Source organism: Speluncibacter jeojiensis (assembly GCF_029589495.1).
Classification (GTDB): domain Bacteria; phylum Actinomycetota; class Actinomycetes; order Mycobacteriales; family Mycobacteriaceae; genus Speluncibacter; species Speluncibacter jeojiensis.
Genome location: NZ_JAAIVF010000001.1, coordinates 1,457,076 through 1,474,443, shown reverse-complemented (window position 1 = coordinate 1,474,443; position 17,368 = coordinate 1,457,076). Strand labels below are relative to the sequence as shown.

Below are 17,368 nucleotides of genomic sequence, written 5' to 3'. Positions count from 1 at the left end.
AAGGAGCGTTCATGCCAAGATCTGCATTCGGATCACGAACCGGGACAGGACGTTTGCGTGCCGGGCTGCTCGTCGTCGCCGCGGCAGCCGGAGTCTCGTTGGCGCCGTGGGGAGTTCCTGCGGCCTCTGCCGATCCGCTGACCTGTGGGTCGGTGGCTGCACAGGCAGCCACGCTGAACGTGGCGATCGACTCGCACAATGTGCGGACCATCGCGCACAACGGCGCGCTTCCGGCTGCGCAGGCCGGCGGTCTTGCTGCGGGGATGGCCTACAACGGGGAGGCCCTGGTACTCACCACGGAGGGCGCTGCTCTCAGCGCGGCGGCCGCGGCCGTCGATGCGGAGGCTGCGTCATGCAGCCTCGACGTCAGGGTCAACCCGGTGCCGTCGCCCGGCGGCGGTCAGGGCTCTCGGCCTGCACCGTCTGGGCCGCCGGCGTTGCCACCCGTGCCTGCTGTGCCCGCACCGCCGATCCCGGCGGGTCCGACAGCCCCGGCACCGCCCGTCGCGGGTCCGACTGCGACGATGAGCGCTCCGGCGGCCCCGGTACTCGACACGAACGCGGTGACGAACCTTCCGGGTGCGGCGCCGAGCCAGATCGTGCCGGGAAGCGCTCCCACGAACGCGCCCTATGATGCGCCTGCCGCGTATGGCGCCACGAACTTGCAGGCGCCGGCGGCACTGCCCAACTCGATGGTGACCGGGAAGAACGCGGACCTGGTGACCCTCGCGGGGCCGCAGGCCATGGGCCGGGGATTGACAGCACTGCAGCTCGACTTCTTCTCCGTCGCCGGGCAGTTGATGCACGCCACGCAGGGCCTGCCGATCCCCTCCAACGGGATCGACACCTATGCGCTCACCCGTGGTTTCTCGTCGCCGCAGTTCGCGAACAGTGCGCCGGTGCTGGCGGCATATGGGGCGAGCCGGTTCCTGGCCGGCCCGCTGGATTCGTTCGGCCGGTCGACCGGGGTGCTCGGCTATCTGACTCCGGACAGCCTGGGCAAGGGTGGGGGCCCGAAGGCGAAGATCGACGGTCTGGCCTACGGGCAGGACCCGAAGTATCACCGCGGTCACCTGTGCGGAAACCTGTTCGGCTGCCCGGGAGACGTTCCGCAGATGCTGTCCCCGGAACTCGGCACCATCAACACCGGCATCGTGCGCGAATGGGAAACGACGGTCGCTCGGGTGGTACGGGGCGCCGAGCCGGGTGTCGCGGCGCAGGACGTGACCTTCATGAAGGTTCCGCTGTACCACGGCAACCAGATCCGCCCGTACGCTTACCTGATGCAGGCCTGGGGAACGAAGGGCTGGAACATGCCGGCCGTCTACGTGCGGAATTACCGATGAGCGCCGCACTCGACCGTCTCCGGGAACTGGTCGAACCGCCGGAGGGCGTGGTCGGCTATGACTGGTCGGCAACCGAGAAAGAGTTGGGTCTGCGACTACCGGAGGACTTCACCCAGCTCGTCGACACCTACGGGTGCGTGCTGTTCGGCGACACCTTCCGGCCCTATCATCCGGATCCGCAACACCCGTGGGTCGACCTGGCCACGTGCACGAGCGAGATGCGGGAGAACCTCGATGTACCGATCGAATATCCGCCGGAGTCGATCCCCGCAGGGGTGACGATCGACGACCCGTCGGCGTTCGTCTCCTGGGGCGGTTCCGACAGCGGTGACTACTTCTTGTGGCACACCGGATCTCCGAACCCGGACGAATGGACGATCGTGCTCACCGACCTCTACCCCGCGCAGTGGTACTTCTACTCCGGCAGTGTGTCCGAACTACTGGTGGACTGGCTCACCCACAGGATCCGGCCGCCGCAGTTGCCGAAGTACTTCGATCGCGACGAGCGTCTCGGCGGCACCGCGAACCGGGCCGAGTTCTTCGACCCGGCCGCGCCGGACGGGGAGGTTGTTCGCACCGTTTACATCGATGCCTGAATTCGTCGACCGACCGGGGTTGGCGCGCAGCCCCGCCCCGACTGTGATCCAGTGTGTCTGCACCGTCGACAGCGGATGCGGTGAGGAGGAACGTGGAAGAGATCCTGCCGGGTGGAGACATGACGCGCGTGGTGCGAGTCGGCGACACCGTCCGCCGCGCGACCGGGCCGTGGACTCCCGCAATTCATGCGCTGCTCGATCACCTCCGCAGCCGGGGCTTCGATCGCGCTCCCGAAGCGCTCGGTACCGATGAGCAGGGGCGGGAGATCATCAGCCTGCTCCCGGGCGCGGTCGCCACCTATCCACTCGCGGCATATGTCATGACCGATCGCATGCTGGTCGCGGTCGCGCGGATGATTCGTGAGTACCACGACGCGACCGCGGACTTCCGCCCGCCGGATGACACTCAGTGGCAGTGGCCGGCACACGAGCCCGCGGAAGTGCTGTGCCACAATGATTTCGCTCCGTACAACCTGATGTTCGAGGGGCAAGAGCTTGTCGGCGTCATCGACTTCGACACCGCCTCGCCGGGACCGAGGGTGTGGGACCTCGCCTATACGGCGTATCGATTCGTGCCCTTGACCGATCCTGCGAATCCTGATGTCCCCTACCCCGGCGTCGCGGAACAGCGCAGGAGGCTGGCGCTGTTCGTGTCCGCATACGGAATCGCCACCATCGCGCCCGCCGATGTCGTTGCCATCGCCGTCAAGCGGCTACGTGAGCTGGTCGAGTTCATCGTCGAACAGGCGGCCGCCGGCGACCCCGCCCAGCAGGCGGTGCTCGATCGCGGTGACACCGTCATCTACGAACGTGACATCGCCTACCTCGAAGCGAACCGGAGCGGCCTCTCATCAAAGTAGAGAGACATATGAAAGCCCCTGCGCTCGAGGTCTTTTCATGCGTGAGCGGTTCGAGTCGAGGACGTCGGAACGATCGGCGCACGCTCACCTGGGGCGCGGACGGATCACCAGCTCGGTGGGGTGTGCGTCGGCCTCCGCCAGCACCGCCTGGCGGACCAGGGTCGCGACCGACTCGGCGGTGAGGAAGTCCTCGGCTCGGTACTCCCCGCCCTCGGACGCGACGATCGCGCGCTGCATCTCGGTGGCGATGCGGCCGGGGTGCACCGAGGTGACCCGCAGCGCCGGCTCCTCCGCCCGCAGCGCGTCGCCGAAGGCCCGCAGTGCGAACTTGCTCGCGGCATACGCACCCCAGCCGGGGTTGGCCCTCAGCCCCGCCCCCGAATTGATCAGCACCACGTGGCCGCCCGCGGCGCGCAGCGCGGGCAGCAGCAGCCGGGTCAGCTCGGCGACCGCGAAGACGTTGACGTCGAAGGTCTTGCGCCACTGGTGCATTCCTGCGTCGGCGACCGTGCCCAGCTCGCAGAAGCCGGCATTGTGTACCAGCACGTCCAGCCGGTCGATCCCGGCGCAGGCCGCCGCGAGCGCCTCAGGTTCGGTCAGCTCCACCGGCCAGGCAGCCGCGTCGGGCAGTTCGGCGGCCAGGTCGTCGAGGACGGAGGAGCCGCGCCCGCCGAGCAGCAGCCGGTGGGTCGGGGCGAGTTCGCGGGCGATGGCGGCGCCGAGTCCGCGGCCGCCACCGGTGATCAGGGCTGTGGGACGCATGTCGAGAAGCGTAGTCACGGCCGGGCGGTCCCGGCGGCGTCTTGGGGGCACCGTGAATCCCTCCGGAAGCACTGCGCAGCAGGTCACGGCGTCAGGACGATTCTGTCCTTCGCTTAGTATCTGTGTGCATGTCCACCGCCGTCGACGACCCGACCTCCAGCCCGGCCGATCCGGCGACGACGCGGCGCCCGGCGCTGCACCGCGATTTCCGGACCGCGCGTTGGGTCGCGGTGGTGACCGGTCTGCTCGGCTTCCTGATGGCGGTGCTGACCCCGATCCTGCCGGTCACGCAGACCACGGCCCAGCTGAGCTGGCCGCAGCACGGCAACGTGAACTCCGTGACGGCGCCGCTGGTGTCCTATGCGCCGATCGACGTGCAACTGTCGGTCCCGTGCACCGCGGTCGAGCAGATCCGCGCCGACCGGCTGATGCGCCGCCCGTCGGGCGTCGGCGACCGCAGCGTCATGCTGTCGACCGCGCCGCACCAGGCCGGGGAGGCCGCGCGCGCACGTGGCCTGTTCGTCACCGACGAGGGCGGACTGGTCCAGGTGCGCTCCCGCGACGAGGTGTTGTTCGAGGCCCCCGAGAGCGCGCTGCTGCCCGGGGCGACCTGCCCGACGCTTGCGGTCGCGATCACGGCCGAGCGGGCCACTGTGACGTTGACGCCCGCGAGCGGTGGGCCGGCGGAGTCGAGGGTCACCCAGGGCGATCTGCGCCCGCAGGTGGTGGGCGTGTTCACGGACCTGACCGGCGCAAGCCTCGAGGGCCTGTATTTCCACACCACGATCGACTCGCGGTACTCGACCACGCCGACCCTGTTCAAAGCCCTGGTGATGATCTTCGGCGTGCTGCTGACGGTGATCTCACTGGTCGCGCTGGCCCGGCTGGACGGCACCGATGGCCGCAAGCACCGCCGGTTCCTGCCGGCCCGCTGGTGGCGGTTCACCGTCGCCGACGGCGCGGTGCTGGGGATCCTGCTGCTCTGGCACTTCATCGGCGCGAACACCTCCGACGACGGCTATCAGCTGCAGATGGCGCGCACGGCCGCGCACTCGGGCTACATGGCGAACTATTTCCGCTGGTACGCCGCACCCGAGGCGCCGTTCGGCATGCCGTACTACGTGTTCACGTGGATGGCGCACGTGACGACGGCGAGCCCGTGGATGCGGTTGCCGGCACTCGTCGCCGGCGTGTTGTCGTGGCTGGTGATCTCGCGTGAGGTGATCCCGCGCCTGGGCCGGCTGGCCCGGCACCGCAAGGTCGTGGTGTGGACGGCGGCGGCGGTGTTCCTGGCGTTCTGGCTGCCCTACAACAACGGACTGCGCCCGGAACCGCTGATCGCGGCGGGCGCGCTGCTGACCTGGTGTTCGGTGGAGCGGGCCATCGCCACCGGACGGCTGCTGCCGGCCGCGGCCGCGCTGTTGATCGCCGGGTTCACGCTTTCGGCCGGACCCACCGGCACCATCTGCGTGGCCGCGCTGCTCGCCGGTTCGCGGCCGCTCATCCAGATGCTGATCCGCCGGGCGCGACAGGTCGGCTACTGGCCGCTGATAGCGCCGCTGCTGGCCTCCGCCACCCTCGTGCTGATCCTGGTGTTCGGCGACGAAAGCCTCAAACCGGTCATCGAGGCCAGCAAGATGAAGGCCGCATTGGGTCCGGGCGATCCCTGGTACGACGAGTACGAGCGCTACGACGCGCTGATGCACGCCACCCCCGACGGGTCGGTCGCCCGGCGGTTCGCCGTCCTGGTGATGCTGCTGTGCCTGATCACCTGCGCGGTGGTGCTGTTCCGCAAGCGCCGCGTCCCCGGTGTCGCGGTCGGGCCGGCGCGCCGGATCGTGGGCATCACCGCCCTGTCGCTGGCGCTGATGATGTTCAACCCGACCAAGTGGACGCACCACTTCGGCGTCTACGCGGGCCTCGCGGCGGCGCTGGCCGCACTGACCGCGGTCGTGGTCGGCCCGCAGGTGGTGCGGTCCCGGCGTAATCGCGCGCTGCTGACCGCCGCGGTGCTGTTCGTGCTCGCCGTGTCCTTCCAGAGCTCCAACGGCTGGTGGTACGTCTCCAGCTACGGCGTGCCGTGGGGCGGGCAGATTCCGGAGTTGTTCGGCGTCCCGATCGCCGCGGTGCTGGTGCTGGCCCTGGTCGTCACGCTGGGGTACGCGATCTGGTGCCACTGCCGCGACCCGCTCGGCGGTCCGCCGCACCGGTCCGCAGGCCGGTTCGCGCCGCTGACGATCGCCGCGGGCGCGGTTGTATTGCTCGAGGTGCTCTCGCTCGCGGTCGGCGCGATCAACCAGCACAGGTCCTACTCCGTGGCCGTGGAGAACTTCCGATCCATGGCCGGAAAACCATGCGGCATGGCTGATTTCGTTCTGACAGAACCCGATCCGAACGTCGGGATGCTGCGTCCGGTCGCGCCGACGTCGACCCCGCTGGGGGCCACGGCGGAAGGCGGATTCACCCCCGACGGGGTGCCGGCCGACCTGGCCTCGATGCAACGCGACGCGGACCTGAAGATCTGGAAGGACCTCGATCCGCACACGAACGGCGAGCCCGTCGACACCACCGGTGGCACCACCGCGAGCGCCGGCGGCGGCAGTCAGGTGGCGCTGCCGTTCGGACTCGACCCGGCGACGACGCCGGTGCTCGGCAGCTACCAGACCGGCGAGCAGAAGCCCGCCGAGGCGATGTCCACCTGGTACGCGCTGCCCCCGCGCAGCGACGCTTTCCCGATCCTGGCCGTGGCGGCCGCAGGACAGGTCAAGGACACCAACCTGCGGGTCGAGTTCGGTCGCCGCACGGCGGACGGCGGGTACGCGACGATCGGCAGCAAGGGCCTGATCGATCCGGGCCCCGCGCCCAGCTGGCGGAACCTGCGGCTGCCGGTGACCGACTTCCCCGCCGGTGCTCAGGTGGTGCGGATCGTCGCCGACGACCGCGACCTCGACCCGGACCAGTGGATCGCGTTCACCCCGCCACGGGTGCCGCACCTGCAGACGCTGCAGCAGCTGGTCGGCTCGACCCAACCGGTGCTGCTGGACTGGGCGGTCGGTCTCGCGTTCCCCTGCCAGCGTCCGTTCGACCACCTCAACGGCGTCGCCGAGATCCCGAAGTACCGGATCCTGCCCGACCGCGGACTCGCGGTGTCGGCCGTCGACGTCTGGGAGGGCGCCGGCGGCGGCGGGCCGCTGGGCTGGAGCGATCTGCTGCTGCGGGTGCAGACCGTGCCGACCTATCTGAAGAACGACGTGGGCCGCGATTGGGGCTCGCTCGAGCGGCTGATCCCCCGCGTGCCGGAGGCGTCGCCCGCGCAGTTGCAGATCGGGACCGCGCGGCGTTCGGGCATGTGGAACCCGGCGCCGATCCAGCACTGACGACCCGACGCCCGTTGGCCACCGCCTGTTCATCCGGCCATAATGTGGTGAATCGATAGACCGACCGGTAGGGCAATGTATGGAATCCAGGGTGAACGTCGCGGTACTCGAGCGTCCGCCCGCACCGGTCGGTGACACCACCCCGAAGCGCAAGGTCCGCCTCGCCGGCGTCGACCTGGCGCGCGCGGTCGCGGTGCTGGGCATGGTGCTGGTGCACACCGGCGCCTACCGGCAGGTCGGGGATGACGTCTTCATCGCGTTCCGCGGGCGCGCGTCGATCCTGTTCGCGGTGCTCGCCGGCCTGTCGCTGGCGCTGAGCACGGGCGGGCAGGTCTGCCACCGCGGAGAGCGACTCGCCGCCGACCGGCGTTCGATCGCCGCGCGCGGTGGGGCGTTGCTGCTGCTCGGCATGGCGTTGACCGCGCTGGGGACGCCGGTCGTGATCATCCTGTCCAGTTATGCCGTGCTGTTCTGGGTGGCGCTGCCGATGCTGCGGTGGAGTTGGCAGCGGCTGGCGACCGTCGCGCTGGCCTGGGCGGTGGTCGGCCCGATGGTCGCGCTGGGTCTGCGCAAGGCGCTGCCCCGGCCCGACATGTTCGGTCAGACCGCCAGCTTCAGCGGTTTCACCGGTTGGTCGCGGGCCGGCGAGATGCTGCACTCGGTGTTCCTCGACGGGATGTTCCCGGTGATCATCTGGGTGCCGTTCCTGCTGATGGGTATGGCGCTGGGCCGGTGGGGCCTGGCCCGCCGCGGCGCCGACTGGCGGCTGATGCTCACCGGGCTGGTCATGTCGGTGGTCGGCTACGGCGGCTCCTGGCTGGCCCTGGACGTGTTCGGCGGCCGGTCCGCGCTGGTGCACCACGTCGCGGCGGTCGCGCCGGACGATGCAGAGACGATCGTCGACCGGGCCCTGCACGTGGTGGCGTGGGGCGCGTTCTCGGTGGATCCGTGGCAGTGGATCCTGGCGGCCTCGCCGCACACCGGCACGCCGTTCGAGATCATCGGTTCCGGCGGTGTCGCGCTCGCGGTGATCGGCCTGTGCCTGGCGTTGGTCCGCTGGGTCCCGCGGGTTGTCGGCCCGCTGGTCACGCTCGGCCGCTACCCGCTGACGGTGTACGTCGGCCACGTGCTGGTGATCTGGCTGCTGATCACCCTCGACGCGTTCAGCCCGAGCTGGCCCATGCTCATCGCCTTCCTGGTGGTCCCGGTCGTGTTCGCGGTGCTGTGGGCGAGGTTCGTCGGCCGCGGTCCCCTCGAGCGCGGGTTGACCTGGATCGGGAACACCGCCGCAGGGCGGTGAAGGCGACCGGCACCCCACCGCATCGAGGTTCGGTCGGCGCGTTACGTTGTTCCCCGGCTGCATCGGCCGGTGCGAGGGGGCGCGCTCATGGCACTGTCAGACGATTTCGCGGTCGCGACCGCGCTGCGTGACGAGATCGCGGCCACCCATGCGGGATTCGGCAACCCGTCCGCACTGATCGCCGCGCTGTGGGATGCGGTGCCGGCGATCGTAGTCGACGAGCATCACGTTCCGATGGTTGCGGAGTTCGGTGGCGTGAGTGTCCCGATCGCCGACCGGATACCGCACGGCTGACGAACAGCGTTGTCGGCGTGGACGATTCCGGCATTGCTCGCCGCTGCCGTCTTGGCGGTGGTCGCCGCACGACACCTGCGTTTCTCCCGCACGGGTGTCGCGTCGACCGAACCGGCGCCGCGGTGGCAGCCCGAGGTGCTGCGCTCCCCGACCGCGTGGGCGGTCACCGGATTCATGGGAATCCAGTCGCTGCTGGCGTATTCGCTGATCGCCTGGCTGCCGTCGATCTACCGCGAGCGCGGCGTCACCGCCGAGCGGTCCGGACTGCTGCTGACCGTGCTGAGCATCTCGAGCATCCTCACCGCCCTGACGGTCCCGGTGGTCGCGACGCGACTGCGCCGTCAGCGACTGCTCGCGGTCGCGGTGGTGGGCCTCTCGATGGCCGGGCTCCTCGGGGTGCTCGCCGGTGGGGTCGGCGGCGCGGTGGTCTGGGCGGTGCTGCTCGGGCTGGGCCAGGGCGGACAGCTGTCGCTGACGTTGACGCTGGTCAACCTTCGTGCGGCGACGGCCGCGATGACGACCAGCCTGTCGACGATGGCCCAGTCGATCGGATACCTCGTTGCCGCGGTCGGGCCCGTCGCGACCGGCGCAATCCGCGGCGCGACCGGCTCCTGGACCCCCGCGTTGCTAGCGCTGCTCCTGCTGCTGCTGCCGCTCGGCATCTGCGGCTGGATCGGTGGAGTCGACGTCGCGCGCACGGAGGTCGTGTAGCCGGCGGCCGTCCCGGTCGCCGGGAGAGCACGTCACAACCCGCTCTCGCTGTGACTACGGTCACTCATCACGATTCGATCGACCGGGTGCGGAAGGAACGGGCAATGGGACGGCTGGACGGCAAGGTGGCCATCATCACCGGGGCGGCACAGGGTATGGGCGCCGCGACGGCGCGACTGTTCGCGGCGGAGGGGGCAAAGGTGGTCCTCGGTGATGTTCTCGTCGACCGCGGCGAGGCGGTGGCCGCGGAGATCGGGGACGCGGCGGTGTTCACCCGTCTCGACGTGCGTGACGAATCAGACTGGGCGACGGCCGCATCCGCGGCGCAGGACCGCTTCGGTGGCATCGACATCCTCGTCAACAACGCCGGCGTGATGCACTGGGGCGCCATCGAGGAGCTGTCGATCCCCGACACCGAGCGTCTGCTGGACATCAACGTGCTCGGACCGATGCTCGGCGCGAAAACCGTTGTGCCGTCGATGAAGCAGGCCGGTAAGGGCGTCATCGTCAACATCTCCTCGCTGGACGGCCTGCGCGGGGTCAACGGGCTGTCCGCCTACACAGCCAGCAAGTGGGCGCTGCGCGGGCTGACCAAGTCGCTGGCCTTCGAGCTCGGTCCGTCGGGCATCAGGGTGTGCTCCGTGCACCCGGGCGGGGTCGACACCACGCTCGGCAATCCGACCGGTCAGACCGGTGCGGCGCTGCAGAAGAACTACGTCGGAGTGCCGTTGCAGCGGATCGGCGAACCCGAGGAGATCGCGCAGGTCACGCTGTTCGTGGCGAGCGACGAGGCCAGCTACCTGTCTGGGGCCGAGATCGCGGTCGACGGGGGCTGGTCCGCCGGCGCGTACTACCCGGGGCTGCCCGGCGCACCGGTGGGGGTGCACGCATGAACACCGCACTGGACGGCAAGGTCGCCGTCGTCACCGGCGGCGGACAGGGTGTGGGCTTCGGGATCGCGTCGGCGCTCGCCGAGCGTGGGGCCCGCATCGCGCTGATCGGCCGGACCGCGAGCAAGCTCGAATCCGCCGCGAAGGCCATCGCCGACGCCGGTGGCAGCGCGGCCGCCTTCGCCTGCGACGTGAAGGACCCCGACGCCGTCACCGCGACGGTCGACGCGGTCGTCGCCGCCTTCGGTCGCGTCGACATCCTGGTCAACAATGCACAGGAGGTCCCGCAGGGTCCGCTGCTCGCGCTCGAGGACGACGCCTTCACGGCCGGGTTCGAATCGGGTCCGCTGGCGACGCTCCGGTTCATGAAGGCCTGCCACCCGCACCTCAAGCGGGGCGGCGACGGCGTCATCGTGAACCTCACCAGCTCCGCCACCCGACGGTGGGACATGGCGGGATACGGCGGCTACGCCGCGGTGAAGCAGGCGATCGTCTCGCTGACTCGAGCGGCCGCCGCGGAGTGGGGCATCGACGGCATCCGAGCGCTCGTCATCGCGCCGCACGCCGATTCGCCGGGGCTCAAGGGCTGGATCGAGCAGAACCCGGAGGAGGCCGAGGCCTTCTTCCAGACGATTCCGCTGCGCCGGATCGGCAGCTGCCGACAGGACATCGGCACAGCGGTCGCGGCGCTGTGCGGGCCGGACTTCGGCTATCTGACCGGGGCGACCATCCCGCTCGACGGCGGGCAGGCCAACTTCAGCTGAACCGGCGGCGCGACAGCGGGTTCCGGTGGGCAGACCGGCTCATTCGCCGTCGTCTCCGTCCAACGCGACCGCCGACCGCCGCCGCACGATCCGTGCGGCGGCGTAGGCGGCCCCGCCCCCGACGGCCGCACCGACCACCGCACCCGCCAGGGTTGCGACGTCGAACCCGCCCGAATCGCGCTGCGTCTGCCACAGGAACAGCGCCAGCCACACGGCCACCAGCGGGCCGACGGTCGCATAGGCGAGCCGGCGCCGCCACGGGGCGAACTGCCGCGAGACCGCACGCACGTCGATCCCGCGACGAGTGCAGTACGCGCACAGTGTCATCGTGGCCAGCGTCGGCAGCAGGAAGACCAGGAACGACGTGAGCAGGTTGCCGACCGCCGCGGCCACGATCGCGATGACGTACGCGCCGTAGATCATCCAGTTCAGTGCCATGGTCGAGCCGCGGTAGAACTCGTCGCGCGCCCGCTCGTCGCCCCAGCCCGGATCATCCGGTGCGAGAAAGGTGTCTTCGAGCCGGGTCATTCGGGGCATGTCTCCTCCTCGGGAACGAAGATGGCTTCCACGGTGGTGTCCATCGCGCGGGCGATCCGGATGGCGAGATACACGCTGGGTGCGTAGTCGCCGCGCTCGATGGCGATGATCGTCTGCCTGCTGACCCCCGCGGCCGCGGCGAGTTCCGCCTGCGTCAGCCGGCATTCTCGACGCCGCCCGCGCACGGGGACCACGGCGGATGAGTCCTGCATGGCCGAAATGTTAAGGATCATTGACATGGAAAGTCAAGAGTTATTGACATTCGACGGCACCGGTGTCGGGATCGTTACCCGGCTTGCCGAGCCAAGGACGGGTTCGCGCAATTAGCATCGGTGTCGACAACACTCGCGAGACAGCGCCGGGGGTGATCGCCATCAGTGAACCGTCGCGCCTGCGCGTTGCGCTCGCTCAGATCACCGGGGTCGTCGACGAGTACGAACTCAACGTCCACACGTTGTCGTCGGCGATGCGGGAGGCGCGCGAGCTGGGCGCGGAACTCGTCGTCTCGCCGGAACTGTTGATCACCGGCTACGATCCCGAGGTCGCTGCACGTCTGGCCCCGGAGGGTGACGTCATGCGTGCCCGGGTCGCCGAACTGGCCGCGGATCATGGTGTGGCGGTGGTCGTCTCGACGCCCGAGCTGGGCGATGACGGTCGGGTGTACATCACCGCGACGCTGTTCGACGCCCACGGGCGGCAGCTGCTGCACCACCGCAAGACGCGACTGTACGGCCGCGAGAAGGAGTACTTCTCCCCCGGCGACCGCCGCTCGGGCCTGGTGACGGTCAACGGGTTCCGGGTCGGTCTGGCCATCTGTTACGAGATCGAGTTCGGCGACTGCGCACGGGAGCTCGCGTTGCGCGGCGCCGACCTGATCCTGGTGCCCACCGCGATCGAACCGGCCGAGGATCTGGTGGTCACCGAGGACGTCCCGAGGATCCTGGTGCCGGCCCGCGCCATCGAGAACCAGGTGGTCATCGCGTACACCAACCACTGCGGTCCCCGGTTCATCGGCCGCAGCGTGCTCGCGGGCGCGTGTGGCCTGGCGGCCAATGCCGAGGGGCAGGCCCGGCAACTGGTCGTCGCCGACGTGCGCGAGGACCTGCTCACCGCATCACGCGCGGCGAACCCGTACCTGCACGAGTCGCTCATCGAACCGGGCGGTGCAGGGTGACCACCCCGGTCCAGGGCGGGCCCACCACCGAGGAACGGCGCGCGGGCAAGCGCCTGACCATGCTGGTGCCCGACTTCCCGTTCCCGTACGGGGAGTTCCTGGCGCATCCCGCCGGGCTCGGATCGGTCCCCGCCGACCGGCACGGCACCGAGGTCGCGGTGGTCGGCGGCGGGCTGGCGGGCATGGTTGCCGCGCACGAACTCATGCGGCTGGGGCTGCGGCCGGTGGTGTACGAGGCCGACCGGATCGGCGGGCGCATGCGCAGCCTGCGGTTCGCCGGACCCGACACTCCGGTGGTCGACCTCGGTGCCATGCGATTCCCGGTGTCCGCCAGGGCCTTCTATCACTACGTCGACCTGTTGGGGCTCGCCACGGAGCCGTTCCCGAATCCGCTCGACGAGGACACGCCCAGCACGGTCATCGAACTCGCCGGCGACCGGCACTACGCCCGGACGCTGGCCGACCTGCCGCCGCTGTTCCGCAACGTCGACCGCGCGTGGCGCCGCTGCCTCGACGACGAGGCGCTGTTCTCACACATCCAGCACGCCATCGTGCACCGAGACCTCGACGAGATCAAGCGGTTGTGGAACACGTTGGTGCCCAAGCTGGACGACGAGTCGTTCTACGGTTTCATCTCCGGCTCGGCGGCGTTCGCGAAGGTCCCCTACCGGTACCGCGAGATCTTCGGTCAGGTCGGATTCGGCACCGGCGGGTGGGACACCGACTTCCCCAGTTCGATCCTCGAGGTGCTGAGGGTGGTGTGCACGGCGGCCGACGCCCGGCAGCGGCGGATCCTTCCCGGGGCGATCGCACTGCCCGAGGGCATCTGGGGACGTGCACCGGAGCGGCTCGTGCACTGGCCGAAGGGGACCTCGCTGTCCACACTGCACGGGGCGGTGCCGCGACCCGGCGTGACGGCGATCCGCCGCGGCGAGGGCGGGACGGTCGTCATCCGGGACCGGGTCGGGCAGGAACGCGCCTACCCCGCCGCGATCGTGACCTGTCAGACGTGGCTGCTTTCTGCCCAGATCGACTGCGCGGAAGAGCTGTTCAGTCACCAACTGTGGATGGCGATCGAGCGCAGTCACTACAACCAGTCGTCGAAGACGTTCGTGATGGTCGACCGTCCGTTCTGGCGCGACGTCGACCCGGTCAGCGGCGAGCACCTGATGTCGATGACGCTGACCGACCGGCTCACCCGCGGGACCTACCTGTTCGACGACGGACCGGACCGCCCCGCCTCGATCTGCCTGAGCTACACCTGGAACGACGACGCGCTCAAATGGCTCTCGCTCTCCGCGCACGAGCGGGTGCGGCTGATGCTGCACTCGCTCGGCAAGATCTATCCGGGCGTCGACATCGCCTCGCACATCCGCGGCGAGCCGATCACCGTGTCGTGGGAGTACGACCCGAACTTCATGGGCGCGTTCCGCAACAACCTGCCCGGCCACTACCGCTACCAACGTCGGCTGTTCACGCACTTCATGCAGGCCGACATGGAGCCGCGCCACCGCGGGATCTTCCTGGCCGGCGACGACATCTCGTTCACCCCCGGCTACGCCGAGGGCGCGGTCACCACTGCGCTCAACGCGGTCTGGGGTGTGCAGCGGCTGCTCGGCGGCCGCAGCGACCCCGCGAACCCCGGTCCCGGCGACCGGTTCGACCGGCTGCAGCCACTGGACCTGGACCGGCGCTGAGGGCCGGTACGGGTCCGCGACGTCAGAACAGCGGAGGTACCTGCGCGTCGATCAGGTGCGGTCCCGGCTCGGCGAGCGCGCGTCGGAACTGGTCGGCCAGCTCCTCGGCGGTCGTCGCGCGGGCCGCCGGCACCCCGAAGCCCTCGGCGATCTTCGCGAAGTCCATGTCGGGCCGGGACAGGTCGAGCAGATTCCTCGCCTTCGGCCCGTCGGTGGCGGCGCCGACGCGCTGCAACTCCATGCGCAGGATCGCGTAGGCGTTGTTGTTCAGGATCACCGTGGTGATGTCCAGGTTCTCGCGGGCCATCGTCCACAGCGCCGAAATCGTGTAGGCCGCACTGCCGTCGGCCTGCAGCGCGATCACCGGACGGTCGGGCCGGGCGATCGCCGCGCCGACCGCGACCGGCAGGCCCTGCCCGATCGCTCCGCCGGTGAGCGTGAGCACGTCATGCCGCGGCGATCCCGCGGTCGCCATCGGCAGCAGCAGTCCCGAGGTGTTCGACTCGTCGGAGATGATCGCGTTCTCCGGCAGCAGCGCACCGATCACCTCGACCCAGTTCTGCGGGGTCAGCGGACCGGTCGGCAGCGCCGGCGCTGCCGCCGCCTGCGGTCGCGGTTCGGTGTCGTGGGCGACCAGGTCGGCGAGCCTGCCGAGGGCGGCGCAGACGTCGTCGCCGAGCCCGGCGAGGGTGTGTACGGTCGTGCCCTCGGGCACCAGGTCGCTGGGCTTGCCGGGGTACGCGAAGAACGACACCGGCGCCTGGGTTCCGGCGAGGATCAGGTGCTTGGTGCCCTGCAGCTGGTAGGTCGCTTGCTCGGCGAGGTAGCCGAGGCGTTCCAGGTTCGGCACCCCTGCGCCGCGGGTGAGCCGGGCCGGGAACGTCTCGACCATCGACCGTGCGCCGGTAGCGGCCGCGATCCGGTCCGCCGCCGACAGTCCCTCGATTCCCGTGGCGGCGCCGCCGATGAGCAGCACCGCCGACTCACCGCTGCGCAGCACCTCGGCGATATCCGCGACCACCGCGGCGTCCGCTGCGGCGGCCGGGGCCGGTGCGACCGCTCCGGCGGGCTCGCCACCCTCGTCCCACGAGATGTCCGCGGGCAGGATCAGCGTCGCGATCTGCCCCGGGGTGGCGCAGGCGGCCGCGACCGCGTCGGCCGCGTCCCGGCCCACATCGGCGACCGACGCGGACCGGCGCACCCAGCCGTGCGTCCACTCGGCGAGCGGTTCGATCTCCGATTGCAGTGGCGCGTCGTACTTCTGGTGGTAGGTCGCGTGGTCGCCGATGACGGTGACGACCGGCGTGTGCGCGCGGCGGGCGTTGTGCAGGTTGGCCAGACCGTTGCCCATGCCGGGGCCGAGGTGCAGCAGGGTCGCGGCCGGGCGGCCGGCCATCCGCGCGTAGCCGTCGGCGGCGCCGGTGACCACGCCCTCGAACAGGCACAGCACCCCGCGCATCTCGGGGACGGCGTCCAGTGCGGCGACGAAGTGCATCTCCGAGGTGCCGGGATTGCCGAAGCACACGTCGACCCCGCTGTCCGCCAGGGTGGTGATCAGTGCCTGTGCACCATTCGTCATGGATCTGCCTTTCAGCCGATGAGCACGCCGGGACCCAGGATCCCGGCCGGGTCGAAGGAGCGCTTGATCTGCCGCATCAGCTCGATCTTCGCCGGGTCTTCGAGGTCGAGGAAGTGGCGCATCTTCGCGCGGCCGATGCCGTGCTCGCCGGAGATCGCCCCGCCCAGATCCATCGCGGACGCGAAGATGTCGTGGAGCAACCGGTGCCGGGTGTCGTCGTCCGGGCAGAACACCGCCAGGTGGACATTGCCGTCACCGGCGTGGCCGCAGCCGACCACCCCGGCGCCGACCGACTGCGCCAGTTCGCGTGTGCGGGTGAAGAACTCCGGCATCTGCGCGCGCGGGACCACCGTGTCGATGACGTCGTCGGCGTTCGCGGCCTTCGCCGACCAGAACGCCTTCTCCCGTGCCGCGATCAGGGATCGCGCCGAATTGCCTTCGAGGACATACAGGTCCAGGGACCCGAGGCCGTCGAGCAGTTCCGCGAGCAGCGTGACGTCGCCGTCGAGACGATCGCGGTCACGGCTCTCGACGCCGACGACCAGATACGCCTGCGCGCGTTCGCGGATCGTCTCGTCGATGCCCAGGCTCAGCCCCTCCGAATACGTCAGGGCGGCCAGGGTCAGCGCGTCGATGTATTCGAGGATGTTCGGATCGACACCGCTGCGCACGACCGCCGGGACCGCGCGCATCACCGCGTCCAGGTCCGGGAACGGCACCAGCAATGTGGCCGCGTAGGCGAGCCGGGGATGCAGCCGCACGGTGATCTCGGTGGCCAGCGCGAGCGTGCCCTCCGATCCGATGATCAGCTGGGTCAGGTCATAGCCGGTGGACAGCTTCGAGACCTTGCCGCCGGTGCGGATCAGTTGCCCGTTCGGCAGTGCCGCCTGCAGGCCCAGCACGTTGTTGCGGGTGACGCCGTACTTGACCGCGCGCATGCCGCCGGCGTTGGTGCCGACCGTGCCACCGAGGCTGGCACTCAGTTCGCCGGGAAACACCGTGTACGCCAAGTCTGTTGCGGCGGTCGCCTCGTCGAGCTGGGCCAGTGTGACTCCGGGCTGGACCACCGCGACCTGGTTGTCGGGGTCGACCTCGAGGACGGCGTTCATCCGCTCGAACGAGATCAGCAGGCCGTCCGGGCAGGGTCGCGCCGCGCCGGACAGTCCGGTGCCCGAGCCCCGCGCGGTGACCGGCAGCCCGGCATCGGTCGCGGCGGAGAGCAGTGCGGCGACCTGCTCGGGGGTCCGCGGCTGGGCGACGAACCGCGGGACGACCGGTTCGCCGGTCAGCCCCTCGTCGTGGCGGTAGTCGGGGCCGATGCGGTCGCCGGTGAGCAGGTGGTCGGCGCCGACGACGGCGGACAGGTCGGCGACGATCTGGTCGTCGCCGCTCTCGGCGGTTGCGGACACGCCCTCACCTCGCATGCTCGTCGTACGGTTCGACCTCGGACCATTTCAATACATGAATGTATCGAGTGCAAG

The 17,368-nt window shown here is 70.1% G+C and carries 16 protein-coding genes; 11 read left to right on the top strand and 5 right to left on the bottom strand.

What is annotated here, in order from left to right; translation table 11 throughout:
- Positions 1-11 precede the first annotated feature (11 nt).
- From G4X40_RS06560 to G4X40_RS06550, 3 genes are all read left to right on the top strand, one after another.
- Complete coding sequence (locus tag G4X40_RS06560; RefSeq protein WP_277830989.1) at positions 12-1,346, top strand: DNA/RNA non-specific endonuclease; 1,335 nt, start codon at positions 12-14, stop codon at positions 1,344-1,346.
- Positions 1,343-1,942: an SMI1/KNR4 family protein gene (locus G4X40_RS06555; protein WP_277830987.1), complete on the top strand. Its 600-nt coding sequence runs from the start codon at positions 1,343-1,345 to the stop codon at positions 1,940-1,942. The genes G4X40_RS06560 and G4X40_RS06555 overlap by 4 nt, the downstream gene beginning before the upstream one ends.
- 92 nt (positions 1,943-2,034) lie before the next feature.
- On the top strand, positions 2,035-2,802 hold the full coding sequence (locus G4X40_RS06550; protein ID WP_277830985.1) for a phosphotransferase enzyme family protein: 768 nt from the start codon (positions 2,035-2,037) through the stop codon (positions 2,800-2,802).
- A gap of 84 nt (positions 2,803-2,886) precedes the next feature.
- Here the strand turns inward: G4X40_RS06550 and G4X40_RS06545 are convergent, their stop codons facing one another.
- Positions 2,887-3,564 (bottom strand): SDR family oxidoreductase, encoded by a 678-nt coding sequence (locus G4X40_RS06545; protein WP_277830983.1) that lies wholly within the window; start codon positions 3,562-3,564, stop codon positions 2,887-2,889.
- A gap of 128 nt (positions 3,565-3,692) precedes the next feature.
- On the opposite strand from G4X40_RS06545, the gene G4X40_RS06540 reads away from it, so the two are divergent.
- The 6 genes from G4X40_RS06540 (at position 3,693) to G4X40_RS06515 (ending at position 10,900) form a co-directional block, all read left to right on the top strand.
- Positions 3,693-6,941 carry an arabinosyltransferase domain-containing protein gene (locus G4X40_RS06540; RefSeq protein ID WP_277830981.1) on the top strand — a complete coding sequence of 1,083 codons (3,249 nt, stop codon included), beginning with the start codon at positions 3,693-3,695 and terminating at the stop codon, positions 6,939-6,941.
- Between the two features lie 91 nt (positions 6,942-7,032).
- Positions 7,033-8,241 carry a heparan-alpha-glucosaminide N-acetyltransferase domain-containing protein gene (locus G4X40_RS06535; protein WP_277830979.1) on the top strand — a complete coding sequence of 403 codons (1,209 nt, stop codon included), beginning with the start codon at positions 7,033-7,035 and terminating at the stop codon, positions 8,239-8,241.
- 87 nt (positions 8,242-8,328) lie between these two features.
- Complete coding sequence (locus G4X40_RS06530; protein WP_277830978.1) at positions 8,329-8,535, top strand: hypothetical protein; 207 nt, start codon at positions 8,329-8,331, stop codon at positions 8,533-8,535.
- A gap of 9 nt (positions 8,536-8,544) precedes the next feature.
- On the top strand, positions 8,545-9,246 hold the full coding sequence (locus G4X40_RS06525) for an MFS transporter (RefSeq protein WP_332519624.1): 702 nt from the start codon (positions 8,545-8,547) through the stop codon (positions 9,244-9,246).
- Positions 9,247-9,350: 104 nt separating this feature from the next.
- Positions 9,351-10,139: an SDR family NAD(P)-dependent oxidoreductase gene (locus tag G4X40_RS06520; protein WP_277830975.1), complete on the top strand. Its 789-nt coding sequence runs from the start codon at positions 9,351-9,353 to the stop codon at positions 10,137-10,139.
- Complete coding sequence (locus G4X40_RS06515) at positions 10,136-10,900, top strand: SDR family NAD(P)-dependent oxidoreductase (RefSeq protein WP_277830974.1); 765 nt, start codon at positions 10,136-10,138, stop codon at positions 10,898-10,900. Before G4X40_RS06520 ends, G4X40_RS06515 begins: the two co-directional genes overlap by 4 nt.
- Positions 10,901-10,939: 39 nt before the next feature.
- Here the strand turns inward: G4X40_RS06515 and G4X40_RS06510 are convergent, their stop codons facing one another.
- Both G4X40_RS06510 and G4X40_RS06505 read right to left on the bottom strand, forming a co-directional pair.
- Positions 10,940-11,437, bottom strand: a complete 498-nt coding sequence (locus G4X40_RS06510) for a hypothetical protein (protein WP_277830973.1) — start codon at positions 11,435-11,437, stop codon at positions 10,940-10,942.
- Entirely contained in the window at positions 11,425-11,649 is a 225-nt protein-coding gene (locus tag G4X40_RS06505; RefSeq protein ID WP_277830971.1) for a helix-turn-helix transcriptional regulator, read from the bottom strand. The genes G4X40_RS06510 and G4X40_RS06505 overlap by 13 nt, the downstream gene beginning before the upstream one ends.
- Before the next feature lie 152 nt (positions 11,650-11,801).
- Here G4X40_RS06505 and G4X40_RS06500 point away from each other — a divergent pair, with 152 nt between their 5' ends.
- Positions 11,802-12,611, top strand: a complete 810-nt coding sequence (locus G4X40_RS06500; protein WP_277830969.1) for a nitrilase-related carbon-nitrogen hydrolase — start codon at positions 11,802-11,804, stop codon at positions 12,609-12,611.
- Positions 12,608-14,308 carry a flavin monoamine oxidase family protein gene (locus G4X40_RS06495; RefSeq protein ID WP_408642121.1) on the top strand — a complete coding sequence of 567 codons (1,701 nt, stop codon included), beginning with the start codon at positions 12,608-12,610 and terminating at the stop codon, positions 14,306-14,308. Before G4X40_RS06500 ends, G4X40_RS06495 begins: the two co-directional genes overlap by 4 nt.
- A 22-nt stretch (positions 14,309-14,330) precedes the next feature.
- On the opposite strand, the gene G4X40_RS06490 is transcribed toward G4X40_RS06495, so the two are convergent.
- Complete coding sequence (locus G4X40_RS06490; RefSeq protein WP_277830968.1) at positions 14,331-15,887, bottom strand: acetolactate synthase large subunit; 1,557 nt, start codon at positions 15,885-15,887, stop codon at positions 14,331-14,333.
- Positions 15,888-15,898: 11 nt separating this feature from the next.
- Positions 15,899-17,296 carry an FAD-binding oxidoreductase gene (locus G4X40_RS06485; protein WP_277830967.1) on the bottom strand — a complete coding sequence of 466 codons (1,398 nt, stop codon included), beginning with the start codon at positions 17,294-17,296 and terminating at the stop codon, positions 15,899-15,901.
- Positions 17,297-17,368 lie beyond the last annotated feature (72 nt).